The following is a 25807-nucleotide window of genomic DNA, read 5'->3' on the forward strand; positions in this document are numbered from 1 at the left end:
AGCCTGGGCCTCGTGGCTGTGATGCGAGCGTTCGAAACTGACGACTACCATCCGGACTACGGGATCTTGATCCTCGCGGACACGAACCAGGCGTGAGACCCGAACGAGGACCCACAAATGCCGCATCACCGCGACCGCGGAGACATGCCGACCGGGGCGTTCGCCGGATCGGGCGCCGGCTGGATCGCTGCTCAGGCCCCTGACCTGTCCGACCACACAGTGCGTATTGAGCTGCACGACGTGCCGCCCGCGGCGGAGCGCGCACACTTCGATGAGATCCTGGAGACACCGTTCCGATCAAGCTCGGGCGAATTGGCCCTGACGGACCTGACCGGCGGCTACGGTGAGGCCGACCTTCACCTCGGCGACACGGAGTGGTTCCGTGTACGAGTCGCACGCCGGCCGGCTGACGGCGACGGGTACTACTGGCTGATCCAATTCTGGCCGGATCCAACCAGAGAACTGCCCGCCTGGTTCGCCCGTAACTCCCAGATGGGAGATCGGGCCTCGGGTGTGGCCAGCGACATCGAAGCGCTACTGTCAGAAGGCAGCCGCCTGGAACTGGGTTACCAACAGGTTGATGCGGGCGGTGTCGTGGTCGGGGCGTAGGCGGGCGGTGCGGCCGAGGGTGGCCAAGCCGTGCAGGGCGGCCCAGAAGACCTCGGTGAGGGTGTCGATGTCGCGATCGGCGGCGACCGTGGCGACGGTCTCGCGCAGTGCGGTGAACGCTTCGATCAGCGGCGCCGGAGTGTCGTCGGCACCGAAGTGCAGCCGCGTCGACCGGATGAACATCGCGTCGTAGAGGGCGGGGTTCGCCGCGGCGAAGGCGTTGAAGGCGGCGGCGACCCGGCCGAGCTCGTCGGCGGGTGTGGGGCTGCCGAGGCGGGCCGCGCGCAGCGTCTCGGCGAGTTCGCCGAAGCCCTCGACGGCGACGGCCTCGACGATGTCGTCCATCGACCCGAAATGCTTGTACAGCACCGGCTGGCTGTATTCGATCTCGGTCGACAACCGGCGCGTGGTGACCGCGTCCCAGCCCTCGCTCTCGGCCAGGGCGCGCGCCGTTGCCGTGATGAGCCGGCGACGGGCGAGGCGCTCGCGTTGCCGGCGGTCTTCGATTGCCACACCCGACTGTAGCACTGCTACCCGTTCTAGCAACGCTATTGACGCGAGCGTCCGGGAGGGGTTAGCGTCGCTAACGGTAGCAACGCTAACCCCTGTTGGAGGAGCCCGACATGACCACACCCGGACGCCAGCTCGCCGACCTCTTCGTCGAGATGACCAACACCCACAACCCCGACCTGGTCGAGAAGTTCGTCGCCGAGAACTACCTGAACCACAACGACTTCGTCGCCGACGGCCGCGAGGCCAACCGGCAGTTCTGGGCCGCGTTCTTCACCGGCCTCCCCGACGTCACCGTCACGATGGAAGACCTGATCATCGCCGGCGACCGGGTGGTGGGCCGCTTCGTCTACCGGGGCACCCACACCGGCGACCTGCTGGGCATCCCCGCCAGCGGCCAACCCGTCGAGATGCGCAGCATCGACATCTGGCGCGTCCAGGACGGCCTGTTCGTCGAGCACTGGGACCAGCTGAACCTGATGCAGATGTTCCAGCAGATCGGCGCCCTGCCGCAGCTGGGCGGGCTCCAGGCATGACGCTGCTCGCCCAGCTGGCCGCGCTCGTGGCGATCGTGAGCACCGCGATCGTCTACGGCGCCGACGCCTTCTTCGCGCTCGTCCAGCGACCCGCCCTCGCCCGGGTCGACGACGCCACCCTCACCGCCGTCATGGGCAACGTCCAACGCGTGGCCGACCGGCGCATGCCCGCGCCCGGAATCATCGGCATCATCGCCGCCGCCGTCGCTGCCGTGCTGGCCGCCCTGGCCGGCCGCCCCACCGCCGCGGCAACCGCCGGCGCGGCCTTCGTCCTGCTGGCCGTCTGGATTCTGCTCTACCTGCGGATCAGCGCCCCCATCAACCGCAAACTCACCGCGGCCGCCGCCGCCCACGAAACCCCCGCCGACGCCCGCGCCCTGCAACAGAACTGGGACCGCATCATCGCCCCCCGAGCCATCCTGCAGGGCCTGGCCGTCCTGGCCCTGGGCCTGAGCCTCATCAGCTGACCCGCCACCCACGCCTTGAACCCGGCCGCTCTCGCCCCGGGCGCAATCCTCATCCGATAGCCGCGCCCCAAGCCCCACGCCTCTGCGGTCCTTCGGCGTCACCACACACAGCGCGTCGGTCGCCCCGAGCGCCGCCGCGCGGAGCAGTTCCTAGCGCGTCAGGGCGAGGACGTCGTCGCGGGTGGCCTGGGCCGCGGTGCCGCCGGCGGCACGGGTGCTCAGGGAACCCGCCGCGACCGCCCAGCGCAGGGCCTCTTCGATGCCTTGATCCTGGAGGCGGGCGGCCAGGAAGCCGGCGTTGAAGCTGTCACCGGCGCCGGTGGTGTCGACGACCTCGACGGCGTGGCCGGGGGTGGTGGCGCTGTTGCCGGTCCACCAGGCGCGGGCGCCGTGTTCGCCGTCCTTCATCACCACCGTGGTGCTCCCCAGGGAACGGGCCGCCGCGTCCAGGTCGGTCACCCCGGTGACCGCGCGCAGCTCGTTGGCGTTGGGCAGGAAGACGTCGGTGTGCTCGAGGATCGCGCCGATCGACTCCCACTTCTCGGCCGGGTCCCAGTTGGTGTCCAGCGACGTGGTCAGGCCCTGGGCCCGCGCCCGGGCGAAGACCGGGGCCAGCCCGGCGGCCAGGGCGGGCTGGAGATAGAGGCTGGAGACGTGCAGGTGGCGTACGCCGGCCAGGTGCTCGTCGGTGATGTCGTCGGGGCGGAGCGCCGGGATCGTGCCCGGCAGCGTGAGGATCGCCTTGTCGCCCGGCTCGGAGAGGATCACGCTGAGGCCGGTCGGGGTGTTGTCGGCCCGCTCGACCTCACGCAGCTCGACGCCACGGCCGGTGATCGCCCGCCGGGTCACGTCGCCGAAGACGTCGTGGCCGATCGCCGTCAGCAGCGCCGTACGCACACCGAGCCTGGCCAGACCCGCCGCCGTGATCGACGCCGACCCGCCGAGCACCAGATCGGCCCCGGTCAGCAGTTGCTCGGCCTGCCCGAACCGCGGCCGCACGTCGCCGCGCAGAATCAGGTCGGGGTTGGCGTCGCCGACGACCAGTACGTCCACACTCGCTCCTAGAAATGCTCAAACGCTCACTCTGGAATGCACGATTGCCACATTGCCGTGCCAGCGAGCACCATACGCGCACAAACGGCTGTTGACAGCTGCGCGTTCGATCAGTTGACTCGGCCTCAGAATGATCGTCACGGTGACGTTGAATCCGGCGCTCGACCTCACGTACACGGTCGATGCGCTGATCCCGCACGCCACCCACCGGGTCTCGTCGGTGCGGTCCCGCGCCGGCGGCAAGGGCCTGAACGTGGCCCGCGTCCTGCACGCCCTGGGCGAGCCGGTGCTGGCGACCGGCATCGTCGGCGGTGCCGTCGGCACCCAGATCACCGACCTGCTCCGTACGGCGGGCCTGCCGTCATCGTTCGTGACCGCCCCGATCGAATCCCGCCGCACGGTCACCGTCGCCGACGGGACCGATGCCACCGGCTTCTGGGAGCCCGGCCCGCAGATCACCGCCGAGTCGTGGTCGGCCTTCATGAGCCACTTCCGAACCCTGCTCCCCCGGGCCACGGTGGTGGCCCTGTGCGGTTCCCTCCCGCCCGGCATCCCGACCGACGGCTACGCGACCCTGACCCTCCTGGCCGCCGAGCACGACGTACCCGTGGTCCTCGACACCAGCGGCCCCGCCCTGCACGAGGCCTTGGCCGCGCGCCCCCACATAGCCAAACCCAACGCGGCCGAGCTGGCCGACCTCCTGGCCCACCGCAAAGCCCCACCCCCAGCCACCGCCGCGCCTTCCCCTCCCCAAGCCACCTCCGCGCTCTCCCCTCCCCCCACCGCGTCCGCGTCCTCCCCTCCCCCCACCGGCTCCTCGGTCGACGCGTCCCCGACAACCGTCAGCGCGTGGCGGGAGCGGGCCGAACACGTTCGCTCCCTGGGAGCCCGCTCGGTCGTGGTGTCACGGGGCCCGCAAGGCCTGCTGGCCGTGGCGGAAGGCGGCGGCTGGGAAGCGCCCCCGCCCGAGGTCGTGGCCGGCAACCCGACCGGCGCGGGAGACGCCTGTGTCGCGGCCCTCGCGCGAGGCTTGCGGGACGGCACCCCCTGGCCCGAGATGCTGGCCGACGCCGTCGCGCTGTCCGGCGCCACGGTGGCCGCGCCGGTCGCCGGATCCTTCGACCCGGACACCTACCACCGGCTACGAGCAGCCGCCGCCGTGGTCGGCCACCCCGTTCCACCCCGATGCTGAGGAGCACCAGATGTTCACCCCGACCGGAGAGCTGATCGACCGGGCGCGCGCGACCGGCGGCGCGGCGGGCGCCTTCAACGTGATCATGATCGAGCACGCCGAGGCCATCGTCACCGGCGCCGAGCAGGCCGGCCTGCCGGTGATCCTGCAGATCAGCCAGAACGCGGTGAAGTTCCACCACCGCCGCCTGGCCCCGATCGCCGCCGCCGCGCTGAGCATCGCCGAGGCCGCCACCGTCCCGGTCGCGCTGCACCTGGACCACGTCGAGGACGACGAACTGCTCGACCAGGCGGCCGGCAACGGCTTCGGTTCAGTCATGTACGACGCGTCGAAGCGCCCGTTCGACGAGAACGTGGCCGCGACCCACGCCGCCACGAAACGGTGCCACGCGCAGGGCCTGTGGGTGGAGAGTGAACTGGGCGAGGTAGGCGGCAAGGACGGCGCCCACGCCCCCGGCGTCCGCACCGACCCCACCGAGGCGGCGTCCTACGTCGCGGCAACCGGCATCGACGCCCTGGCCGTGGCGGTCGGTTCCTCCCACGCCATGCTCACCCGCACAGCAACCCTCGACCACGACCTGATCGCCCGCCTACGCGACGCCGTCCCCGTACCCCTGGTCCTGCACGGCTCCTCAGGCGTCCCCGACCACGAACTGACCCAGGCCGTCCACGCCGGCATGCTCAAGGTCAACATCGGCACAGCCCTGAACACAGCCTTCACCGGCGCCGTACGCGCCACCCTCACCGAAAACCCCACCCTGGTCGACCCCCGCAAGTACGTCGCACCCGCCCGAGACGCCATGGCCGCCACCGTCGCAGCCGCCCTGACCCTGCTGGCCGGCGCCGAACCACGGCCCTAGCCGCCCCGGCCCCGCGCGTGCCCATGCCTACTTCGCCGGGCAGGGCCAGGCGGGTCGAGGCAAGCCGAGGCGAGCGGGTCAAGGCGGGTCAAGGCAAGCAGGATCGAGGCGGGGCGAGGCGCGGCAAGGCGCGGCACGGCACAGCGAGGCGGGGCGCGGCACAGCGGGGCGAGGCCGGGCGGGGCTTTGGGCCGTATGGGGATGCTGGCGGGACCGGGTGGGACGACCCGGCGGGGGGCGCGCGGAGCGGGACCAGCGACGGCGGCTGGGCCCGGATGGCGGGACTTTGGTGTGCGCGTACCTCAGCATTGGTCGTTGATTTTGGGTGTGAAACTGCTGAGAACGGGTGGTCACTCGGCCGGCGGCACGCGGTAGCCGACCCCGGGCGTGGTGACGATGGCGGGCGGGTCGCCCAGTTTGCGGCGCAGGCGGCCGACGGTGACGGCCACGGTGTTGGTGAACGGGTCGGCGTTCTCGTCCCAGACCTGGTCGAGCAGGGCCTCGGCGCTCAGGAAGCCGGGGCTGGCCTGGAGCAGCGCCGCCAGGACGGCGAACTCCTTCACCGACAGGTCCAGGCCGCGGCCGTCCCGGGTGGCGATCCGGCGAACCGGGTCCAGGTCGATGCCGGCCACCGACAGGGTTCTCGCGCGGGCGTAGGGGCGGCGGCGCGCCAGCGCGTGGATCCGCAGGATCAGCTCGGGGAAGTGGAACGGCTTGGACAGGTAGTCGTCGGCGCCCAGGGTCAGGCCACTGACCCGGTCGCCGGGGGCGCCGGCCGCGGTGAGCATCAGGACCATCGGACGGCCGGGGCGTCCGGCCCGGAGCGGAGCCTCGGTGATCATCTGGCAGAGGGTGTCGCCGTGCAGGCCGGGCAGGTCCCGGTCGAGGATGACGACGTCGGGGGTGGTGACGTCCAGTTTCGCGGCGGCGGTCAGGCCGTCGTGGGCCAGGTCCACGGCCAGGCCCTGGTCCCGCAGGCCCTCGGCGATCACCTCGGCCAGGGCCGGGTCGTCCTCCACGACCAGGATCCTCACGACGGGAGCACCACGGTCACGCGGAGGCCGCCGCCGGGACGGGCCAGCAGGCCGACCTGGCCGCCGTGGGCCGCGGCCACCGCCGCCACGATGGACAGGCCCAGGCCGGAGGAGCCGGTGCGTTCGTGGCCCAGGCGTTCGAACGGCTGGGTCAGGCGGTCCACCTCGCGCTGGTCGAGGACCGGGCCGCCGGTCTCGACGATCAGCGTCGTCCCGGCGTACCCCCGCATGCCCTTGATCTTGATCCAGCCGGTGGGCTCGTTGTGGGTGACGGCGTTGTCGACGAGGTTGCCGACCAGGCGGGACAGCAGGGGCGGGCTGCCCTGGACGACCAGCGACGAGGGCAGATCCAGGGTGGTCGCCGGGCGGGCGGCGGGCAGGGCGGCCGCCACCAGCGCGGTGAGGTCGACCGGCGAGGTGCCGGCCAGGGCGCCGTGCTGGGCCCGGGCCAGCACCAGGAAACCTTCGAGCAGGTGGTCGACCCGGTCGAGCTGGACGCGGAGCCGGTCGGCCAGCGCCACCGTCGACGCCGCCGCGGCGGGCTTGGCCACCGCCACGTCGAGCGAGGCGCGCATCGTGGCCAGCGGCGTGCGTAACTCGTGCGACGCGTTGGCCACGAAACGACCCTGGGCGGTGAACGAGGTTTCCAGCCGTCCGAGCAGCTCGTCGATCGTGTCGGCCAGATCCTTCACCTCGTCGGCCGGCCCGTCCACGGCCAGCCGCTGGTCAAGGCTGTCGGCGGAGATCCGCCGCGTGGCGTCCGTGATGTCCCGCAGCGGCCGCAGCACCCGCCGGGCCAGCAACCGCCCGAGCACCAGCGACGCCCCGGCCATGACGACCAGGGCCAGCAGCGCCCCCACCACCAGCTGCCGAGCGTGAATGGCCGGCTCAGGCGCCGCCGGCGGCCCACCCACCGGCACCGTCGACCGCCCTTGGGCCAGCGCGAACGTCAGAACCAGCAGCACCACCCCGGAGGCGAGAAACCCCCCGGCGTACAGAATCGTGAAGCGCGCCTTGGCTCGCATCCCGCCAGCATGCCCCGTGGCGCCTAACACCGGCATGACAACGCGGCCGCGGCCGGCTTCAGGGCATCGGCTTGACCGGGCCGGCCATACCGTGCCGCGCCACCACCGCTCCCGCCAGTGGTGGGCCAACACGCCATCGCAGCCCCGAACACCGTCAGGGCCTACCACCAGCGCCGGGCAACCAGGGTGAGGGGCGGCAGCGAGGGTGAGCGGGCAGCCCGGGCGCCTGGCAACCGACCTCAGCCCATGACCAGCGCGAGGGCCGGCACCCAGCAAGAGCAGCCACGCCGCGAGGGCCGGCACCCAGCGAGAGCGGGCACCGAGCCGGTGAGGTTGAGTGCGGCGGCTAGCTGAGGAAGTCGATCAGGAGGGGGTTGATGAGGTCGGGGCGTTCGAGGCTGGGGAGGTGGCCGGCCCAGTCGAGGTGGCGGTGGTCGGCGTTCGGCAGGGTGGCGGCCACGTGGGTGGCTGTGTCGGTGAACTCGGGGAGGTCGTGGGCCCCGGAGACGAGCAGGGTGGGGGCGGTGATCGCGGCGATGTCGTAGGGGTGGGTGATCTCGGCGGGCTCGGGGGCGGCCCGCTGGATGTCGAAGGCGTGGCGCTGCATGGTGTGGACCGAGGCGCGGGTCGCCGCGGAGGCTTCGGGGCCCAGCCACGTGGATACGTTCAGGGCGGTGGCCGCCTCGAGGTCGCCGGCGGCCAGGAAGGCGTCCTCCTGGTTGCCGAAGGCGCGGCGGGCCTCGCTGGGCGGGTGGCCGGGCAAGGCCGTGCACAGCAGGGCCAGCGCCGTCACGCGGGACGGGAAGCGGGCGGCCAGTTCGAGGGCCACCCCGCCGCCGCCGGAGGAGCCGATCAGCGCCGCCCGGTCGAAGAGGGCGGACACCTCGTCGGCGTCGTTGTAGGGCTCGGCGGGCACCGGGGTGTCGCCGAAGCCGGGCAGGTCGCAGGTGATCACCCGGTGGCCGGCGGCGGCCAGGTCGGGGACCAGCGGGGTCCACATGCGGCGGTCGCACACCGTCGAGTGGAGCAGGACGACGGTGGGACCTTCGCCGGTCACCTCATGCGCGATAGTCATCGCCCCGCAGGCTAGCGGCGAGTGGGAACCGGCGCCCGCGAAATACGGCGCGGGCTCACAGGACCGAGTCGTCCAGGTCGAGGAGCAGGGTGTCGCCGGATTCGAGCAGGTCGAGCCACGGGCCGACGCGCGGGAGTTCGTGGTCGAAGAAGTACCGGGCGGCGAGCCGCTTGCCGTCGTAGAAGGCGCCGGCCCGGTCGCCGGCGGCGGACAGCTGGGACAGCCACATCCAGGCGATCACGATGTGCCCGGCCGCGTCCAGGTAGGTCGAGGCGTTGGCCAGCGCCCGGCCGGGGTCGCCCGAGGCCCACAACGCGGCCGTGACCGAGGCGAGGCGGTCGCAGAGGGCCAGCAGGCGCGTGGAATAGGCGGACTCGGCGGCGCAGGAGGCTCGGATGGCCGAGAGAAGCACGTCGAGGCCATTGTTCAGCAGCACCTTCCGGCCGAGGAGGTCGAGCGCCTGGATGCCGTCCGTACCCTCGTGGATGGGGTTGAGGCGGTTGTCGCGGTAGAACTGCTCGACCGGGTATTCCCGGGTGTAGCCGTAGCCGCCGTGCACCTGGATGGCCAGGTCGTTGGCGCGCAGGCACCACTGGGACGGCCACGCCTTGACGATCGGGGTGAGCACGTCCAGCAGCTGGTCGTTGCCCTGGTCGACGAGCTTGGCGGCGTAGAGGATCAGCGCCAGGCCGCCCTCGACGTAGCTCTTGGACGCCAGCAGCATCCGCCGCACGTCGGGGTGGCGCACGATGGGCACGGCGGGTGCGTTCGGGTCCTTCCCGGCGGGTGGCCGACCTTGGCGCCGTTCCCGCGCGTACGCGAGAGCGTGCAGATACCCCGTGTATCCGAGGGCCACGGCGCCCGCCCCGACCCCGATGCGCGCCTCGTTCATCATGTGGAACATCTGCGCCAGGCCCTGACCCTCGTCGCCGACCAGGTGGCCGGTGGCGCCGTCGAAGGCGAGCACCGCGTTGGTCGTACCCCGGAAGCCCATCTTGTGGTTGAGCCCGGCCAGCGTGACGTTGTTGCGCTCGCCGGTCTCGACGTCATGCTTGGGCACGATGAAGAGCGACAGGCCCTTCACCCCGGCCGGAGCGCCGACGACGCGCGCGAGAACCAGGTGGACGATGGTCTCGGTGAGCTCATGGTCGCCGCCCGAGATCCACATCTTGGACCCGGTGATGGAGTACGTGCCGTCGTCCTGACGAGCCGCTTTACAAACAACGTCGCTGAGCGACGACCCGGCCTGCGGCTCGGAAAGGCACATCGTGCCGGTGAAGCGGCCGGAAAGCATCGGTCGCACGTAGGAAGAGATCTGGGCCGGCGAACCGTACCGGAGGAGCAACGCGGCATTGCCCATGGTCAGCATCGGATAGGCCGACGTGGCGATGTTCGCCGCCTGGAACCACGCGAAACACGCCCGCCCGACCACGTGGGGCAGGTCCATGCCGCCGACCGACGAGGGGAAGGTGGCCGACAGCAGCCCGGCGTCGGCGAACGACCGCAGCGCCTTGCCCACCTCGGGGATGACCGTGACGGTCGTGCCGTCGAAGGTCGGCTCCTCGAGGTCGTTGCGGCGGTTGTGCGGGGCGAACTCCCGCTCGGCCAGGACGGCGGCGAGGTCGAGCGCGGCGTCGAACGTCTCGCGCCCGTGGTCGGCGAACCGCGGGTCGGCGGTCAGCGACTCGACGTCGAGCCACTCGTACAGGAGGAAGTCGAGGTCGCGGCGGTTCAGGATCGTCGACACATTCTCACCGTAGGCGACTCTTCTGCACCTTGCCCATGGGGTTGCGAGGAAGCTCGCCGACCGGCCGGATCTCCCGCGGGCGCTTGTGCGCGGCCAGCCGGCCGGCCACGAAGTTGATCAACGCGGAGGAGTCGACCGGACCGGTGAGCACGACGAACGCGGTGATCTGTTCCCCCAGGTCGTCGTGCGGGGTGCCGATCACCGCCGCCTCCCGCACCGCCGGGTGGGCCAGCAGCGCGTCCTCGACCTCGCCGGCGCCGACCCGGTAGCCGCCGGTCTTGATCAGGTCGGTGGAGGCGCGCCCGACGATCCGGTGCCACCCGTCCGGCCCGATCGTGGCCACGTCCCCGGTCGGATACCAGCCGTCGACCAGGTCGGGCGGCACGACCGCGCCGTCGCGCAGGTAGCCGTCGAGCAGCGTGGGCCCGCGCACCTGGAGGTGGCCGATCGTGGCGCCGTCCGGGGCCACCGGAGCGCCGCGCTCGTCGACCAGCCGCGTCTGGACACCGTCGATCGGGGTGCCGACATGTCCGGGCCGCCGCTCGCCGGACGAACGCGCGCTGACCGTGATCAGCGTTTCGGTCATCCCGTACCGCTCGACCGGCGCCTGCCCGGTCAGCTCTTCCAAACCCTCATACACTCCTACGGGCAGAGCGGCGCTCCCGGAGACGAGCAGGCGAGCGTGGCTGAGCGCCCGGGCCGCGGCGGGCGCGGCGACGACGCGCGACCACACCGTCGGCACACCGAAGTAGAGGGTGCCGCCCGCCGCGGCGTACGCGTCAGGGGTGGGTTTTCCGGTGTGCACCAGCGGCGACCCGACGCGCAGCGCGCCGAGCACCCCGAGGACCAGCCCGTGCACGTGGTAGAGCGGCAGCCCGTGCACCAGCGTGTCGTCCTCGGTCCACTCCCAGGCCGAGGCGAGCGCGTCGAGGCCGGCCGCGACGGCCGCGCGCGAGATGACGACGCCCTTCGGCGGCCCGGTGGTGCCGCTGGTGTAGAGCACGAGCGCGGGCCGGTCGGGGCCGGGCTCCGGCGGCAGGTCGCCCTTGGGGTACGAGGACGGGATAAGGGTGGCGCCGCTGTCGGCGAGCAGGTGCGCGCGCTCGACGTGCCCGGCGTCGGGCGGGATGGGTACGACGGGCACACCGGCCAGCAGCGCGCCGGTGATCGCCACGACGGTGGCGGCGGTCGGCGTCGCATCCACCGCGACGATCTTCTGGCCGGCGATCGCGGCGGCCACTCCCGAGGCGCGTTCGAGCAGCTCATGACCGGACAGCGTGGCGTCCGGCGCGGTCACGGCGGCGGCCCGGTCGGGCCCGTACAGGGACGTCAGCAGCGGCACACCGCCGACAGTATCGGAAACCCCTATGCAACTTTTGACCGATGTCGATGTAACACTGTGAACACAGGATCGACCACATGCGTGATGCAGCTTTGAGCCGTCGTCGTTTCCTCCAGTCCGTCGGCGTCAGCGGTGGCGCCGGCGCGCTCTTCGCCACCATGGGCGCGCTCGGCCTGGCCCCGGCCCACGCCACCGCCCCCGGCTTCCGGGCGCCGCGCCCCTCCGACTTCCACCTGACCGGCCGCGCCGCCAAGAAGGTGGTCATCCTCGGCGGTGGCATCGCCGGGCTGGCCGCCGCCTACGAACTGGGCAAGGCCGGCTACGACAGCACGATCCTGGAGGCGCGCAGGGTCACCGGCGGCCGCAACTTCACCGTCCGCGGCGGCACCGCCCAGACCGACCTGGACGGGCACACCCAGCGGGCCGGCTACTCCCCCGGCGTCCACCTGAACGCCGGACCGGCCCGGATCGCCCAGTGGATGGTCACCCTCGACTACTGCCGGGAGCTGGGCGTCGAGATCCAGCCGTTCGTCAACGCCAACGCCGACGCGCTCATCTACAACGAGGCCACCGGCACACCGATCCGTCACCGCACGGCCAAGGCCGACGTCTACGGGTACGTCTCCGAGCTGCTCGCCAAGGCCACCGACCAGGGCGCGCTGGACGCCCGGCTGACGGCGGCGGACCGGGCGCGGCTGCTGGCGTTCCTGGAGGGCTTCGGGGCGATCGGGCCGGCGCACACGTACACCGGTGGCAGCCGGCGCGGCTTCGCCTCCTATCCCGGCGCCGGCGACGACGCGGGCACCCCCGCTGGCCGGACCGCCGGGGCTGTCCGACGTGTTCGCCAGCAACGTGGGCCGGTACTTCAGCTTCGAGTTCGGCTACGACCAGGCGATGATGATGTTCCAGCCGGTGGGTGGCATGGACCGCATCCCGGCCGCTCTGACCGCGGCGGTCGGCCGGCACCGCGTACACCTCGGGTCTGAGGTTCTGACCGTCTCGAACCGGGCGCACGACGTCACGGTGACCTACCGGCAGGGCGGGCGGACGCGAGCGATCACCGCCGACTTCTGCATCGCGACGCTGCCGCCGCACCTGATGGCCCGGATCCCGCACAACCTGGGCGCCGACGTGACGGCCGCGCTCGGCTCGTTCCCGGCGACCGCCTCCGGCAAGATCGGGCTCGAGTACCGCAGCCGCTGGTGGGAGACCGACCTGCGGATCTACGGCGGCATCACCGAGACCGACCTCGACCTGGCGCACGTCTGGTACCCGTCGCACGACTTCCACGCCCGCCGGGGCCTGATCGTCGGCTACTACAACACCGGCGCCGCGGCCCGGGCCTACGGCGCCCTGACCCCGGCGGAACGGACCGCCCGCGCGGTGGACCAGGGCGTCAAGATCCACGGCGAGAAGTACCGCTCCGAGCTGGCGGCGGCGTTCTCCGTCGCGTGGCACCGCACGCCCTACCTCGAGGGCGCGTGGACGTCACCGCCGTGGGGCAGCGCCCCGTACCGCCTGCTCCTCGAACCGGCCGGCCGCGTCTATTTCGCCGGCAACTGGCTCAGCCACGAGGTCGCCTGGCAGCACGGCGCCTTCGTCTCGGCCCGCGCGGTGGTGACGGCCCTGCACCAGCGGGTGCTCACCTAGCGATCGCGTCGGCGATCGGGGTCTCGCCGTTGTTGAAGTTGATCGTCCGGCCGATTGTCGCGGGGTCGTGCAGGACGGCGGCGATGACCGCGGCCACGTCGGCCCGGCCGACCTGGCCGCTGGTGGCGCCCTGGGCCGCGGTCTCGATGCGTCCGGTCGGCGGGTCGAGGGTCAGCCCGCTGGGACCGAGGATGGTCCAGTCGAGGCGCGACCCGCGCAGGTGGTCGTCGGCCGCCGCCTTGGCCTCGGCGTACGGGAAGAAGCGCTGGTCGGCAGGGACACCGTGGTCCTTGCCGGCGCCGAAGTAGGAGACCATGACGTACCGGCGGGCCGCGGCCGCCGACGCCGCGTCCATCGAGCGGATCGCCGCGTCCCGGTCGACCGCGTAGGTGGTGTCGGGCCACGGCTCGCGCCCGGCCGCGCCGGCCGACCACACCACCGCGTCCTGCCCGGCGAGCAACGAGGTCAGCCCGGCGACGTCGAGCGCCTGCACATCGGCGGCCACCGGTGTCGCTCCGGTGGCCGCCACCTCATCGCTGTGGGCCGGGTCGCGGATCACCGACGTCACCTCGTCGCCCGCGGCGACCAGAAGCGGCGCCAGCAGCAGCGCGACCTTGCCGTGCCCTCCGATGATCAACACTTTCGCCATGCGTCAAAACTACCGCTCGGCTTGGTGGTCCTCCTCCTCCTGCTGCTCCTCGTCCTCGGCGCCGGCCTCGTCGTGCGCCGGGCGCTGGGCCGGGACAAAGCCGTTCGGGACGGCCTGCTGCTCGTCGGCCGGCTCCTGCTCGACCGCGGCGTGGGCCGGCGGCGGCGGGGCCGGCATCGCCTCGATCTCGCCGGTGACCTGCGGCTGGTCGACCCAGAGGGCGCGCAGCTGACCCTGCATGAAGTGGGTCAGCCGGGAGCGGTACTCCCGGTCGAACGCCTCCAGCGCCTCGATCTGCTGCTGGAGCGACTCGCGGCGGGAGCCGAGGCTGCCCACCACGTCGTCGTAGCGCAGCTGGGCGGCCGCCTTGAGCTGCTCGGCGGCCTGGTGCGCCTCGCTGCCGACCGACGCGGCCTGCTCGCGGGCGCCGTTGATGATCTTCTCGGCGTTCTGCTGCGCCTCCTCGGTGCGGGCGCGGGCGTCCCGGGCCATCTGCTCGGAGGCCTGGCGGGCCTCGAACAGCACCTTGTCGGCCTCGCGGCGCACGTTGTGGGCGTGCACCTGGGCGTCCCGGGCGATCTGCTCGGCCGCCGCCTGGGCGTCCGTGCGGATCTTGTCGGCCTGGTGGTGCGCGGTGGCGACGTGCTCCTCGGCGGTCCGCTGCGCCATGGTGAGCACCTGCAGGGCCTGGTCCGGGAAGCGAGGGTTGTTGCTGTTCGGCGCGACCATGGCGTGCTCCGACGTCTCGGTCTCGGCTGGTGTTCCGAGCATCACTTTGACTCGATCCTTCATCCGGTTGTCCGTCATCGGAGACCTCCGTGCGTGGCGACTCATGAGCCGTCTACTCGTGTCATCGAGACCTCCGTCCCGAGCCGGTCCTGGCCGGCTCACCGGCCGTGACCGCGGAAAGATATCAAGTGCGCCAAGCCGCTCGCGAGGGGCCGAACGACCAGGACATTCGTCCGGGGCGGGCGAATCGGGGCCGCCGGTTGCGTCCGAAGCGCCCAGGTGGGCCGCCGAGCAGGCGTTTTACGCATACACCGACAGTTGTTACCGGATTACACATAAGTAAAAGATCAACGGAGAGCGTTGACCCGCACGCATTCAGGCATGATCCTTGCCAATGCGCCGCGGGGAGCGCACCCTTTCCCGCTGACCGGACGGCGCCACCGCGTACGCCCCCTGACCCCAACTGAACCGCGAGCCCCCACCGTCCCGCCGGACACGGGGTCCGTCAGACTAGATCCACTGTAGACAACTATGCATCGATAGTGCAGAGTGTCCCCCGCCATGTGCGGACAGTGACCCCATGTTGACGGACACCGCGCCCGATCGAGTGCTGTAGTCGCGTCGCTACCGTGCGATGCCACGGGGTTCGGCCCCACACCTGAAGACCAGTCAGAGAGAAGAGGATCTCGTGTCCGCACGAGGACGTCCGGCCATCAGCCTGAACGCATCCCGCTCGGGCGGGACCATCCGCCGCCGGATCGTCCGCACGCTGGCGTTACCGGTCGCGGCCGTGCTGGGACTGCTGGGCGTCATCACGGTCATCGAGGTCGACGGCTACCGCACCGCCGAGGCCTCGGCCCGGGCCGTCACCCTGGTCCTCTCGGTGCAGGACCTGGTTCAGGAACTCCAGACCGAGCGTGGTCTCACCGCCGGTCTGCTCGGTGGCAACGTCGGCTTCAAGGCCGAGCTCGCGCCCGCGCGGCAGCGCGTGGACGACCGCCGCGCCGCGGTCGAGGCGCTGGTCGCCGACGGCGGCGACGTCGAGGACCGGGTCAGCACCGCCGTCCGCAAGCTGGACGGGCTGGCCGGGGTCCGCGCCGGCACCGACACCAGCGCCGCCGGTCGCGGGCCCACCTTCACGTTCTACACCGACCGCATCGCCGACCTCACCAACGTCGACTTCGGTCTGGACGCGTCCACCGACACCGAGCTCCGCCGCGGCGTCGCGGCCCTCCAGGCGCTCAGCGACGCCAAGGAGGCCACCGCCCAGGAGCGGGCCTTCCTCAACGGCGTCTTCTCCGCGACCGGCTTCGGCAAGGGTGAGTTCCTGCAGTTCGTCACCATGCGCGCGAGCAAGGACGCGGCGCTGGCCGACTTCCAGCGGTACGCCACCCCGACCCAGCTCGCGGCCAAGGACTACGTGCTCAGCACCGGCCCGGCGCAGACCGCGGCGTACTTCGAGCAGGTCGCGCTGGCCGCCGGCGGCAGCTCGTACCTGCTGGTGAACCCGCAGTCCTGGTGGTCGGCCCTGACCACCGTGCTGGACGACATGCTCCGCCTCGAACAGCACGTGGGTTCGGTCATCCGGGCCCGCGCCGCCGACCTGCAGGACCGGGCGACCCAGCGGATGATCGTGCTCGGCGCGGTCGCGCTGGCCTGTTTCGCCGGCTCGGTCTACCTGGCCGCGGTCGCCTCCCGGTCGATCGCCCGGCCGCTCGCCACCCTGGCCGACGAGGCCAACCGGCTGGCCGGCGAGACGCTGCCGGTCTCGGTGCAGCGCGCCACCGCCGGTGATCCGGGCGCGGCGCCGCACGAGCTGGTCGTACCCGACGGGGCCTCGGACGAGGTGAAGTCGGTGGTCTCGGCGCTCGACCGGGTGCAGGCGACCGCGTTCGCGCTGGCCACCGAACAGGCCTCGCTGCGACACTCGACCACCGAGTCGCTGGCCAACCTGGGCCGCCGCAACCAGAACCTGCTCCGCCGCCAGCTCGGCTTCATCACCCGCCTGGAGCGGGAGGAGTCCGACCCGGCCGGCCTGGCCAACCTGTTCGAGCTCGACCACCTCGCCACCCGCATGCGCCGGAACGCGGAGAGCCTGCTGGTCCTGGTCGGCGCGGCCAGCCTGCGCCAGTGGTCCGAGCCGCTGCCGATCGCCGACGTGATCCGGGCCGCGGTGTCCGAGGTCGAGGAGTACCGCCGGGTCACGCTGCGCCGGGTGGACGACACGATGATCGCCGGCGCCGTGGTCAGCGGTGTCGCGCACATGCTGGCCGAGCTGGTGGAGAACGGCCTGACCTTCTCGCCGCCGGACGCCGACGTCGAGATCCAGGGCCGCCGGATCGGCGACAGCTACCTGATCGCCGTCACCGACCAGGGCATCGGCATGAGCGCGGCCGACATGGACCTGGCCAACCAGCGGCTGCGCGGCGAGGGCGACTTCATCAGCGCCCCGGCCCGGTTCCTGGGCCACTACGTGGTCGGCCGGCTGGCCATCGACATGGGCCTCGAGGTGCAGCTGACCCCGTCCCCGGTGACCGGCGTGACGGCCCGCATCACGCTGCCGTCGCACCTGCTGGCCGAGGGCCCGGCCGCGGTCTCGCCGACCCCCGCCCCGCTCCAGGCCGAGGTGTCCGCGCCGGCGCCGGCCCCGGTGCCGACCTCACCCGCCCCGGCGCCCCAGCCCGTCGCCGACGTGCGTCCCGACCTGGCCGACACCCAGGTCCTGACGCTGCCGGCCGCGCCCGAACCGTCCACCGCCACCACCCCGGACGGCCGGCTGCGGCCGACCACGATCGAGTACGTCACCGCGACCGGCACCCCCACGGTGCCGGCGCAGCGGGCGGCCTCGCCGTACGAATCGGCCAAGACCTCCTCCTCGCTCGGCCTCGACCTCTACACCTTCGCGCCCGCGCCGGAGACGACGACCGAGCGCACGCCCAACGGACTCAAGAAGCGCACCCCACGTGCCAAGAAGTCCGCCAGCACCACCCCACCCACCTCGGTAGCCGCCACCACGCGCACCGCCGAACGCACCGCCGCCGTTGTCGACTCGCCCGACGAGGTCCGATCCCGGCTGACCGCGTTCCGCAGCGGCGTCCAACGCGGCGCCGGCTCCCCTCCCCCCGAAGAAGGTTCCGATGAGCGTTGACACCACCGCGGACCGGCACCAGTTCAACTGGTTGCTGGGCAACTTCGTGCACCAGACCGACGGCGTCCGCGACGCCGTCGCGGTGTCGTCCGACGGCCTGTTGATCGCCGCCTCCGACGGGCTGGGCCGGGCCGAGGCCGACCACCTGGCCGCGATCGTGTCCAGCCTGGCCAGCGTGTCCCGCAGCGCGGCCCGCCGGTACGACTTCGACGGCCTCAAGCTGATCATGATCGAGATGCGCCGGGGCTTCCTGCTGGTGTCGGTCATCTCCGGCGGCAGCTGCCTGGGGGTGGTGGCCGGCGGCGAGAGCGATGTCGGCCTGGTCGGGTACGAGATCTCCCGGCTCGCCGAGCGCTTCGGTGACCTGCTCACCCCGGCCCTGATCTCCGAGTCCCGGCAATACCTCCCGCGATGACCGGCCCGTGGGACCGGCCGTCCGCGGGCCGGCATGTGCGTCCGGACATGGACGGCGAGGACCAGTTCGTCCGCCCCTTCATGCTGACCGGTGGACGGACCCGCCCGCTGCAGGACGGCCTGCGCATCGAGACGCTGTTGCACGCGTCGCCGGCTGCGCTGTCCGCGCCGCTGCGCTTCGAGTCACGGCGGATCGTGGAGCTGTGCCAGGCGCCGATGTCGATCGCGGACCTCGCGGTCGCCCTGCGCGTACCCCTCGGAGTGGTCCGGGTGATCGTCGCGGACCTCATCACGGAGGGCTATCTGCGGGTCGAGGACCAGCTCGGTGAGCTTCCCATCAGCGTGATCGAAAGGATCAGGGATCGTGTTCGGGCGCTCTAGTGAGCCCTCGGCGGCACCGGCACCGGTGTCCGTCAAGATCGTCATCAGCGGCGGCTTCGGCGTCGGCAAGACCACCTTCGTCGGTGCCGTCTCCGAGATCGAGCCGCTGGTCACCGAGGCCGAGATGACCGAACGCTCGATCGGCGTGGACGACACCTCGGCGGTCATGAACAAGAACACCACCACGGTCGCGCTCGACTTCGGCCGCATCACCCTCGACGACGCGCTGCTGCTGTACCTGTTCGGCACGCCCGGGCAGGACCGGTTCTCGTTCCTCTGGGACGACCTGGTGGACGGTGCGCTCGGCGCGATCGTGCTGCTGGACACCCGGCGGATCGAGGACTGCTTCGCCGCGATCGACTACTTCGAGGAGCATGAGATCCCGTTCCTGATCGGCATCAACCACTTCGACCACGCCGAGCGGTACGACCCCGAGGAGGTGCGGGACGCCCTGGGCCTCGACTTCAGCGTGCCGATCGTCGAGTGCGACGCGCGCTACCGCGAGTCGGTGAAGAGCGTGCTGGTCGCCCTCACCGAAGAGGTGCTGGCCAAGCGGCTCCTGCGCCGGTCGGCGGCGATCGCGTGAAGATCCTGATGAAGCTCACCGCGCTGTCGTCGGTGCTGGCCCTGGCCGCCTGCGGTGACTCGGCCGCCGCGATCACCGACCCGCCGGGGGTCACCCGCACCGGCTGCGGCACGGTCAACGTCGCGATCAACCCCTGGGTGGGGTACGAGGCGAACGCCGCCGTCGTCGGCTACCTGATGAAGACCGAGCTGGGCTGCAACGTCGTGGAGAAGGACCTGACCGAGGACGCGTCCTGGGAGGGTCTCGCCAACGGTCAGGTCGACGTGATCCTGGAGAACTGGGGCCACGACGACCTGAAGAAGAAGTACGTCGACGACCGCAAGGTGGCCGTCGAGCAGGGCCTGACCGGCAACAAGGGCGTGCTCGGCTGGTACGTCCCGCCGTGGCTGGTCAAGGAACACCCGGACATCAAGAACTACAAGAACCTCAACGAGTACGCCGAGCTGTTCAAGACCGAGAAGACCGGCGACAAGGGCCAGTTCCTGGGCGGCGACCCGTCCTTCGTCACCAACGACGAGTCGCTGATCAAGAACCTCGGGCTGAACTACCAGGTGGTCTACTCGGGCAGCGAGGACGCGCTCATCGCCGCGTTCCGCAAGGCCGAGAAGGACAAGAAGCCGATGATCGGCTACTTCTACTCGCCGCAGTGGCTGCTGGCCGAGCTCGCGCTGGTCAAGGTCAACCTGCCGGTCTACAAGCCCGGCTGCGACGCCGACCCGAAGATCGTCAAGTGCGACTACCAGCCGTACGACCTCGACAAGGTCGCCCGCAAGGCGTTCGTGGACAGCGGCTCGCCGGCCGCCGACCTGGTGAAGAACTTCAAGTGGACCGACGCCGACCAGAACCAGGTGGCCCGGGACATCACGGTCGGCAAGCTCTCGCGGGACGCCGCCGCCAAGAAGTGGCTGGACGACAACCGCGCGGTCTGGGAGAAGTGGCTCCCGGCGCGCTGACCGCACGTACGAAGAAGGGGCCCTTCTCTTCCGGGAAGGGCCCCTTCGCCATCATGAGGCGGCGATCGCGTCCTCGATCCAGTCCTTCAGGTTGTCCACCCGGGCGCTGGTCTCCTCCTCGCTGTGCGGGCAGGACGGGCCGTCGCTGACCACGGAGACCAGCTTGGGCGCGCGCCAGCGCTGCTCGATGAAGAACGGGCCGCCCGAGTCGAACGGGCACGGGGTGGTGTTGTCGGCGGGCGCGAAGCCCTCCACGCCGATGGTGGTGCCGGTGACGTTCAGGACCTCCAGCTGGCCGGTGCGCAGCTTGGTCTCCTGCACCGGGCTGGCGCTCTGCGTCGAGCCGTAGCCGGTGAGCCGGAGCACGTCGCCGGCCTCGGGCGGGGCGTCCGAGATGGCCAGCGGCTTGATGCCGCGGACCGGGGACGCCAGCTTGGCGATCGACACGTCGGCGGTGGTCGACTGGCGGACCGCCACGATCTCGCCGCGGTAGCCCTTGCCGGTGCCGTTCACGTCGGCCTTGCCGATGGTGGCCACGGTCGAGTCGGCGACCGGCCGCTCCACCCGGACGCCGTTCGCGTCCCGGAAGCAGTGCCCGGCGGTGATGATCCACTGCCGCGCGATCAGCGCGCCGGAGCAGCCGCTGTTGCGCTTGCCGCCGGTCGGGGTCGGTATGCCGGTCATGACCAGCTGCACCGAGAACCGGTACTGACCCTCCTGGACCAGCTCACCGTTGGCGATGGCGTTGGCAGTCCCCGTGCCGGCGATCGCGAACACGGCCGCCGCCGCCGTGGCGACCACCCCGCTCAGGACCGCCGTTACTGTGCGTCGTCGCACGATGTCGTCCTCCACTGAAGGTCAGGCGATTGCGGCTCACCATAGACATCGGTCGCTAGTTCGACCACCTGGGCCGCTGACGCCGCGTAACTCGGTGACGTTCGGGTAGACATGAGGTGTGTCCGTACATCCGCAACCGCCCGGGCGTAAGGGAACGGTCGAACGGCCGTACAGCCCCCTCAACCTGCGGCTCGCCCTGGCGATCTTCGGCCTGATCACCTCGGCCGCCCTCGGGGTGCTCGCCTTCCGCGGCGGCTGGACCGCCGGCGGGTGGATCCTGGTCGTGCTCGCCCTGATCGCCGCCATCGACATCGTGGTCATCCAGCGGCGCCGCCGCGCCCGCCGGCGCGTCCAGGGCGAAGGCCACTCCATGTTCGAGTGACCTGCTCCATCCGGGCCGCCGGCGGACACGAGAGCGGCGGCCGCACCAGGCGGCCGCCGCTCCCCTGTTCAGTTGTCGTTCAGACCGCCAGGCGCCGCTCGAGGGCGGCCCGGGTCGAGCAGGCCACCACCGGGTCCAGCTCGAAGTTCGCCGTCTCGACGAAGCCCGCGTTGACCTTCACCGTGAAGACCTCCGGGATGTACCCGTCCTTCGCCACGACGACCTGGTAGTTGCCGCGCTGGAGCCACCAGCCGTACTTGCCCTGGGCGTCGGCGACCAGGGTGTGGCCGGCCGCGCCGTTCAGGCGGATGGTGGCCTTCAGCGGCACGCTGCCGCCGGAGCAGGTCGCCCCGGTGACCGTGCCGACGACCTTGCCCCACGAGGCCGGCGGAGACACGTTCATCTCCACGTCGATCGCCGGGACGGCGTACGGGCTGTCGCTACGGAAGCCCAGCAGGCCGGTGAAGGTACCCGGCTGCAGGACGCCCGCCTCGGCGGTCGCGGTGAACGTCACCTTGATCTTCCGGGTCGCGCCGGGGGCCAGCGTGAAGCCCTCGTCCGCGTCCGTGGTCAGCCAGGTGATGTCGCCGCCGCCCTCGCAGTCGGCGAGGCCGTCGAGGAACGCCGCGTCGGCCGTGCCGGTGAAGCCACCGGACGAGCCACCCAGCCGGTACGCGCCACACGAGGCGGCGGCCCGGTACTTGGGAGCGGCCATCGCGGGCAGGTTCGCCCACGAGCCCGAGGCGGGGTCGTACGCGAGGGTCGCGTTGGTCAGCGACGCGCCGTTGTTGACCGCGCCGCCGGCGTACACGAGAACCCCACCGGCCGCCGTGGCGGCCGCACCGAAGTTGTTCTGCGGCAGGTTCGGACCGGCGGTCCAGCCACTGCCGTCGAACACCTGGGTGTCCGCGTAGAAGACGCCGGTCTCGCCGTCCGCGCCACCGGCGCAGACGACCTGGCCACCGACCGCGCCACAACCGGTCCAGGAGACCGGGTGCGGGTAGGCGGCAGCCGCACCGAAGGTGCCCGAGGCGAGGTCGAAGACCACGGTCTCGGTCGACGGCGCACAGCCGCCGTCCACGCAGCCGCCCACCAGGTAGACCTTGCCGTCCAGCACCGCGCTGCCGGCCGCCGCGCGGGCGTTCGGGTTGGTGGCGTCCAGCGTGGACCAGGTGCCCGCGGCGATGTCGTAGACATCCACCGAGGTCGCCGGGTCGCCACCGTCGCTCCAGCCACCGAAGACGTACAGCTTGCCGCTGTACTCGGCGACCGAGGGCTTGGCCCGGCCGTGCGGCATGGCCGCGAGCGTCGACCAGGTCGACTCGGCCGGGTCGTAGACGAACAGCTTCGTCTCGTTGCCCGAGCTTGTGCCGCCACCGATCGAGTAGACCTTGCCGCCGGCGGTGATGGCGGCGTTGTCCATGATGGCGCTGGGCACGTTCGGGATCGCGGCCCACGCGTCCGCCGCCTTGGCGCTGCTCTTCGGCGCCGTGGCGTAGGTGCGGCCGGTGTTGGCCACGCTCAGGCCCTTGACGGGTACGGTCACCACGCCCGCGGCCTCGGCCGACTTCAGCACCTCGAAGCCCTTCGAGGTCTCGGTCGGCTGAATGGTGGCCGGCGCGTTACCGGTGTTCTTGACCGTCACGTTGGCCGACCGGGCCGAACCGTAGACCTGGTGCGACTCGATCGCCGGCGGGGTGACCGTCAGCCGGCCCGCCCCGAGGGCGAAGTCGGCCTTGGCCACACCGTTGGCCGGCACGTCGACGGTCTTCTTGGCCGGCGTGTACGGCGACTTGGCCGCGGTGAAGCCGTGCGACCCGGTGGCCGTGGAGAACAGCCAGTAGAAGCCGTCGGCCAGGTTGGCGTCGTCCGGCGTGACGGCCGAGACCGCCTTGTCGGCCGGGACGTCGTCACTGGTGACGGTGACCCCGTTGAGCGCGGCGCCGGTGTTGGAGTCGGTCGTGTTGCCGACCACCAGGCCACCCGGGATCGGGGTGCAGGCGCGGTTCACGACCTGCACGTTGTCGATCTGCCACCACCAGGCCCACGAGCCCTTGTAGCGGAAGCGGACCTGGGCGTCGGCGTCACCGGCGACCGGGGCCAGCGAGATTTCCTCGACCCGCGGGCCACGACGGCTGTCCGTGGTGTGCAGGACGTTGGTCCAGGACGCGCCGCCGTCGGCGGAGACGTCGATGTCGATCGGGTTGCCGCTGCCGATCGACCAGAAGTCGCTGTTGAACCGCAGGAACGGCGAGGCCGTGCCGGACAGGTCGAGCGGCTTCGTGATCAGGTCGGTGTCCTGGGTGTTACCGCTGCCCAGGTGGTCGCTGTCGACGATGGCGAAGTTGCCGCTGCCACCGGTCAGGTTGCCGCGGCGACCCTCGTCGGTGAACCCCCAGCCACCACTGTCGGTGCGGTTCACGACCTCCCAGCCCTCGGGGGCACTGGCGGCGGTGAAGTCCTCACTGATGCTGGGCTCGCCGTAGGTCGCCCGGTAGCCGGTCGCGGTGCACTCCGGCGTCACCTTGGCGTCCAGGTCGCCGGTGGCGGGCGTGGTGCCCACCACGACCTCGCCGGTGGCCGGGAGGTAACCCGGGTAGACCGGCGTCGCCTTCACCGTGTACGTGGTGTTGGCGGGCAGGTCGACCGAGTACGTGCCGGTCAGCGGGTCGGTGTAGGTCGGGGCGCCGGGCCGGCCGGTCACCTCGACCTTGGCGTACAGCGGCCAGCCGTGGCCGGAGCCGTCGACGACCTTGCCGGACACCTTGACCATCTGGGCCGGGGCCAGGGCGAAGTTCAGGACCAGGAGCTGGCCCTCCTCCACCGTGACGGTGACCGTCTCGGCGACGTAGCCGTACTTGGTGGCGGTCACCTCATGGGTGCCGGCCTCCAGGGTCAGCGAGTAGCGGCCCTGCGCGTCGGTGAGGACCGTACGGCCCTCGGAGGTCACCGTGACGCCGGTGATCGGACGGCCGGTGGCCTCGTCGGTGACGGTGCCGTTGGCCCGCGCGATCGGGCCCCGCGGCGCCTCCGTGACGGCCTTGAAGACGTCGAGCTTGCCCTCGCCGAAGACGTTGTTGTCGTCGTCGGTGCCGCCGCACTGGCTGTCGGGGGTGTCCGACGCGGTGTCGTCGAACAGGGTCCGGGTGGTGGCGATGTCCCGCTCGAGCGACGGCGCGGCCGACCACAGCAGCGCGACCGAGCCGGCCACGTGCGGTGAGGCCATCGAGGTGCCGCTGTACTCGTCGTAGCCGCCGCCGGGGACGCTGGAGCGCACGTCCACGCCCGGCGCCGCGATGTCCGGCTTCACGGCGTTGTCGAACGCCGAGGAGCCACGGCTGGAGAAGTCGGCGATGTCGCCGGCCGAGTCGTAGGCGCCCGCGGAGTAGGACTCCGGGTAGTCACCGGGGTCCGAGGCGCTACCGCAGCCCGGGCCGGAGTTGCCGTTGGAGAACGCCGGGAAGATGCCCGCCGCGACCCAGGCCTTGACCGCGTCCTGGTACCAGGTGCTGCCGCGGCCGCCGCCCCACGAGTTGTTGACCACGTCGGGGCGCAGGTCCGGGCGGGGGTTCTGACCGTTGGAGTCGGTCGGGGCCAGGATCCACTGCGCGGAGGCGAGCAGCGAGGCCTCGGAGCAACCGTTCGTCTCGCAGCCCTTGGCCGCGATGAACTTGGCGCCCGGCGCGACACCGATCTGGTTGGCGCCGCCGTCGCTGCCGACCATCGTGCCCATGGTGTGCGTGCCGTGCGAGTTGTTGTCGCAGGGCGCGTCGCCGGAGCAGATGTTGGCCGGGTCGAACCAGTTGTAGTTGTGGTCGTAGGACCCGTCGGCCTGCAGGCCGCGGTACTTGTTCTTGAGCGCCGGGTGGGTGTAGTCCACGCCGGTGTCGACGTTGGCGACCGTGATGCCGTTGCCGTCGATGCCGTAATCGCTCCACACCTGGGGCGCCTTGATGCTGTTCAGGCCCCACTCGGTGGCCTGCGTCGACTTGTCGGCGGACCGCTTCTTGACCGGCTCGATGACCTTGAAGGTCGAGGTGGGCTCGATCTTGGCGACGTCGGCCCGGACGCTGAGCGCGTCGAGCAGCTCACGGTCGCCGGTGACGTTCAGCGCGTTGCTGATCCAGTACGACCGGTACTTCGCCTTGTGGGCGTCGAGCAGCGCGATCACGCCGCTCTGGGACTCCTTGGCGATGCTGGTCAGCCGCTGGTAGACCGTGGCGCCCTGAACGTTGGAGTCGGCGATCTTCGCGGCCGAGGCGAGGTCGGCCTGCGAACGCAGGTAGACCCAGAAGGTGGCGCTGCCCTTGGCGGCGACCGTGGACAGGACTTCGGAGCTGACCGAAGGCCGCTGAACGGCGGCCGAGGCTGCGGTCGGGGCGGTTAAGCCCGCCGCGGTGATGGCCAGGGCCAGAAGGGCCCCGCCCACCGCGGATGACCGTACGCGTCTCAAGCGCGTACCTGACATGTGGTTCCTCCCCCACTCAGCCGGGACGCGGTGGTGTCCACGCCCGGCAGCGACGGCGTCCAGGGGTAGTCCTGGCGCCGACAGGCACACCCCGTAACGCCGCCGAAACAATGCGTGGCCAGGGAGTGTCGAGAGGAATTGTTTGCTGATTCAACGACGGC

The 25807-nt window shown here is 71.5% G+C and carries 24 protein-coding genes; 13 read left to right on the top strand and 11 right to left on the bottom strand.

The annotated features are described in order from the left end of the window. The first annotated feature begins 117 nt into the window (after positions 1-117). Positions 118-609 (top strand): hypothetical protein, encoded by a 492-nt coding sequence (locus tag AB0M54_RS30135; RefSeq protein WP_364475029.1) that lies wholly within the window; start codon positions 118-120, stop codon positions 607-609. Here the strand turns inward: AB0M54_RS30135 and AB0M54_RS30140 are convergent. Further along, the gene (locus tag AB0M54_RS30140) at positions 541-1122 is read right to left on the bottom strand and encodes a helix-turn-helix domain-containing protein (RefSeq protein WP_364475031.1); all 582 of its coding nucleotides are present in this window, start codon (positions 1120-1122) and stop codon (positions 541-543) included. The two genes, AB0M54_RS30135 and AB0M54_RS30140, sit on opposite strands and share 69 nt — an antisense overlap. A gap of 110 nt (positions 1123-1232) precedes the next feature. Here AB0M54_RS30140 and AB0M54_RS30145 point away from each other — a divergent pair, with 110 nt between their 5' ends. After that, positions 1233-1655: an ester cyclase gene (locus AB0M54_RS30145; RefSeq protein ID WP_364328927.1), complete on the top strand. Its 423-nt coding sequence runs from the start codon at positions 1233-1235 to the stop codon at positions 1653-1655. Next, complete coding sequence (locus tag AB0M54_RS30150; RefSeq protein ID WP_364475033.1) at positions 1652-2122, top strand: DUF1772 domain-containing protein; 471 nt, start codon at positions 1652-1654, stop codon at positions 2120-2122. The genes AB0M54_RS30145 and AB0M54_RS30150 overlap by 4 nt, the downstream gene beginning before the upstream one ends. A gap of 150 nt (positions 2123-2272) precedes the next feature. On the opposite strand, the gene AB0M54_RS30155 is transcribed toward AB0M54_RS30150, so the two are convergent. After that, entirely contained in the window at positions 2273-3175 is a 903-nt protein-coding gene (locus AB0M54_RS30155) for a sugar kinase (RefSeq protein WP_364328933.1), read from the bottom strand. 142 nt (positions 3176-3317) lie between these two features. Here AB0M54_RS30155 and AB0M54_RS30160 point away from each other — a divergent pair, with 142 nt between their 5' ends. Together AB0M54_RS30160 and AB0M54_RS30165 are read left to right on the top strand one after the other, a co-directional pair. Then, the gene (locus AB0M54_RS30160) at positions 3318-4367 is read left to right on the top strand and encodes a 1-phosphofructokinase family hexose kinase (protein ID WP_364328936.1); all 1050 of its coding nucleotides are present in this window, start codon (positions 3318-3320) and stop codon (positions 4365-4367) included. 10 nt (positions 4368-4377) lie between these two features. Continuing rightward, a complete protein-coding gene (locus tag AB0M54_RS30165; RefSeq protein ID WP_364475035.1) occupies positions 4378-5226 on the top strand; it encodes a class II fructose-bisphosphate aldolase in 849 nt (282 codons plus the stop codon). Between the two features lie 350 nt (positions 5227-5576). Here the strand turns inward: AB0M54_RS30165 and AB0M54_RS30170 are convergent, their stop codons facing one another. From AB0M54_RS30170 to AB0M54_RS30190, 5 genes are all read right to left on the bottom strand, one after another. After that, on the bottom strand, positions 5577-6260 hold the full coding sequence (locus AB0M54_RS30170) for a response regulator transcription factor (protein WP_364475037.1): 684 nt from the start codon (positions 6258-6260) through the stop codon (positions 5577-5579). Continuing rightward, positions 6257-7285 (bottom strand): HAMP domain-containing sensor histidine kinase, encoded by a 1029-nt coding sequence (locus AB0M54_RS30175; protein ID WP_364328944.1) that lies wholly within the window; start codon positions 7283-7285, stop codon positions 6257-6259. The genes AB0M54_RS30170 and AB0M54_RS30175 overlap by 4 nt, the downstream gene beginning before the upstream one ends. Before the next feature lie 346 nt (positions 7286-7631). After that, positions 7632-8360, bottom strand: a complete 729-nt coding sequence (locus AB0M54_RS30180; RefSeq protein WP_364475039.1) for an alpha/beta fold hydrolase — start codon at positions 8358-8360, stop codon at positions 7632-7634. Positions 8361-8415: 55 nt separating this feature from the next. Further along, positions 8416-10107, bottom strand: a complete 1692-nt coding sequence (locus AB0M54_RS30185; protein ID WP_364328950.1) for an acyl-CoA dehydrogenase — start codon at positions 10105-10107, stop codon at positions 8416-8418. Positions 10108-10111: 4 nt separating this feature from the next. After that, positions 10112-11449 (bottom strand): acyl-CoA synthetase, encoded by a 1338-nt coding sequence (locus AB0M54_RS30190; protein ID WP_364475040.1) that lies wholly within the window; start codon positions 11447-11449, stop codon positions 10112-10114. Between the two features lie 77 nt (positions 11450-11526). Between AB0M54_RS30190 and AB0M54_RS30195 the strand changes: the two genes are divergently transcribed. Next, positions 11527-12435: an FAD-dependent oxidoreductase gene (locus AB0M54_RS30195; RefSeq protein WP_364475042.1), complete on the top strand. Its 909-nt coding sequence runs from the start codon at positions 11527-11529 to the stop codon at positions 12433-12435. Further along, the gene (locus AB0M54_RS30200; protein WP_364475044.1) at positions 12371-13099 is read left to right on the top strand and encodes an FAD-dependent oxidoreductase; all 729 of its coding nucleotides are present in this window, start codon (positions 12371-12373) and stop codon (positions 13097-13099) included. The genes AB0M54_RS30195 and AB0M54_RS30200 overlap by 65 nt, the downstream gene beginning before the upstream one ends. Here the strand turns inward: AB0M54_RS30200 and AB0M54_RS30205 are convergent. Then, on the bottom strand, positions 13092-13748 hold the full coding sequence (locus AB0M54_RS30205) for an NAD(P)H-binding protein (RefSeq protein WP_364475046.1): 657 nt from the start codon (positions 13746-13748) through the stop codon (positions 13092-13094). The two genes, AB0M54_RS30200 and AB0M54_RS30205, sit on opposite strands and share 8 nt — an antisense overlap. Before the next feature lie 9 nt (positions 13749-13757). Beyond that, on the bottom strand, positions 13758-14519 hold the full coding sequence (locus AB0M54_RS30210; protein WP_364475048.1) for a hypothetical protein: 762 nt from the start codon (positions 14517-14519) through the stop codon (positions 13758-13760). A gap of 646 nt (positions 14520-15165) precedes the next feature. On the opposite strand from AB0M54_RS30210, the gene AB0M54_RS30215 reads away from it, so the two are divergent. From AB0M54_RS30215 to AB0M54_RS30235, 5 genes are read left to right on the top strand one after another with little or no spacing between them, the layout of a single operon-like run. After that, positions 15166-17625, top strand: coding sequence for a nitrate- and nitrite sensing domain-containing protein (locus AB0M54_RS30215; protein ID WP_364328965.1), 2460 nt, complete (start codon positions 15166-15168; stop codon positions 17623-17625). Further along, complete coding sequence (locus tag AB0M54_RS30220) at positions 17615-18040, top strand: roadblock/LC7 domain-containing protein (RefSeq protein ID WP_364328968.1); 426 nt, start codon at positions 17615-17617, stop codon at positions 18038-18040. The genes AB0M54_RS30215 and AB0M54_RS30220 overlap by 11 nt, the downstream gene beginning before the upstream one ends. A 47-nt stretch (positions 18041-18087) precedes the next feature. Next, complete coding sequence (locus AB0M54_RS30225) at positions 18088-18420, top strand: DUF742 domain-containing protein (RefSeq protein ID WP_364329325.1); 333 nt, start codon at positions 18088-18090, stop codon at positions 18418-18420. Next, entirely contained in the window at positions 18404-19006 is a 603-nt protein-coding gene (locus AB0M54_RS30230) for an ATP/GTP-binding protein (RefSeq protein WP_364328971.1), read from the top strand. Before AB0M54_RS30225 ends, AB0M54_RS30230 begins: the two co-directional genes overlap by 17 nt. 8 nt (positions 19007-19014) lie before the next feature. Beyond that, positions 19015-19959, top strand: coding sequence for an ABC transporter substrate-binding protein (locus AB0M54_RS30235; protein ID WP_364329328.1), 945 nt, complete (start codon positions 19015-19017; stop codon positions 19957-19959). 51 nt (positions 19960-20010) lie between these two features. On the opposite strand, the gene AB0M54_RS30240 is transcribed toward AB0M54_RS30235, so the two are convergent. Continuing rightward, positions 20011-20796, bottom strand: coding sequence for a S1 family peptidase (locus tag AB0M54_RS30240; protein WP_364328974.1), 786 nt, complete (start codon positions 20794-20796; stop codon positions 20011-20013). 118 nt (positions 20797-20914) lie between these two features. Here AB0M54_RS30240 and AB0M54_RS30245 point away from each other — a divergent pair, with 118 nt between their 5' ends. Further along, positions 20915-21178 carry a DUF6343 family protein gene (locus AB0M54_RS30245; protein WP_364328977.1) on the top strand — a complete coding sequence of 88 codons (264 nt, stop codon included), beginning with the start codon at positions 20915-20917 and terminating at the stop codon, positions 21176-21178. Between the two features lie 79 nt (positions 21179-21257). Here AB0M54_RS30245 and AB0M54_RS30250 read toward each other — a convergent pair whose 3' ends face one another. Continuing rightward, positions 21258-25607 (bottom strand): S8 family serine peptidase, encoded by a 4350-nt coding sequence (locus AB0M54_RS30250; RefSeq protein ID WP_364475049.1) that lies wholly within the window; start codon positions 25605-25607, stop codon positions 21258-21260. Between the last annotated feature and the right edge of the window lie 200 nt (positions 25608-25807).

Source organism: Actinoplanes sp. NPDC051470 (assembly GCF_040682035.1).
Taxonomy (GTDB): Bacteria; Actinomycetota; Actinomycetes; order Mycobacteriales; family Micromonosporaceae; genus Actinoplanes.

Excerpts from the sequence above, each read along its gene's own strand:
- AB0M54_RS30135 (WP_364475029.1), top strand. The coding sequence starts at position 118 with ATGCCGCATCACCGCGACCGCGGAGACATGCCGACCGGGGCGTTCGCC.
- AB0M54_RS30145 (WP_364328927.1), top strand. The coding sequence starts at position 1,233 with ATGACCACACCCGGACGCCAGCTCGCCGACCTCTTCGTCGAGATGACC.
- AB0M54_RS30150 (WP_364475033.1), top strand. The coding sequence starts at position 1,652 with ATGACGCTGCTCGCCCAGCTGGCCGCGCTCGTGGCGATCGTGAGCACC.
- AB0M54_RS30165 (WP_364475035.1), top strand. The coding sequence starts at position 4,378 with ATGTTCACCCCGACCGGAGAGCTGATCGACCGGGCGCGCGCGACCGGC.
- AB0M54_RS30175 (WP_364328944.1), bottom strand. The coding sequence starts at position 7,285 with ATGCGAGCCAAGGCGCGCTTCACGATTCTGTACGCCGGGGGGTTTCTC.
- AB0M54_RS30180 (WP_364475039.1), bottom strand. The coding sequence starts at position 8,360 with ATGACTATCGCGCATGAGGTGACCGGCGAAGGTCCCACCGTCGTCCTG.
- AB0M54_RS30195 (WP_364475042.1), top strand. The coding sequence starts at position 11,527 with ATGCGTGATGCAGCTTTGAGCCGTCGTCGTTTCCTCCAGTCCGTCGGC.
- AB0M54_RS30200 (WP_364475044.1), top strand. The coding sequence starts at position 12,371 with ATGGACCGCATCCCGGCCGCTCTGACCGCGGCGGTCGGCCGGCACCGC.
- AB0M54_RS30205 (WP_364475046.1), bottom strand. The coding sequence starts at position 13,748 with ATGGCGAAAGTGTTGATCATCGGAGGGCACGGCAAGGTCGCGCTGCTG.
- AB0M54_RS30210 (WP_364475048.1), bottom strand. The coding sequence starts at position 14,519 with ATGCTCGGAACACCAGCCGAGACCGAGACGTCGGAGCACGCCATGGTC.
- AB0M54_RS30220 (WP_364328968.1), top strand. The coding sequence starts at position 17,615 with ATGAGCGTTGACACCACCGCGGACCGGCACCAGTTCAACTGGTTGCTG.
- AB0M54_RS30225 (WP_364329325.1), top strand. The coding sequence starts at position 18,088 with ATGGACGGCGAGGACCAGTTCGTCCGCCCCTTCATGCTGACCGGTGGA.
- AB0M54_RS30235 (WP_364329328.1), top strand. The coding sequence starts at position 19,015 with ATGAAGCTCACCGCGCTGTCGTCGGTGCTGGCCCTGGCCGCCTGCGGT.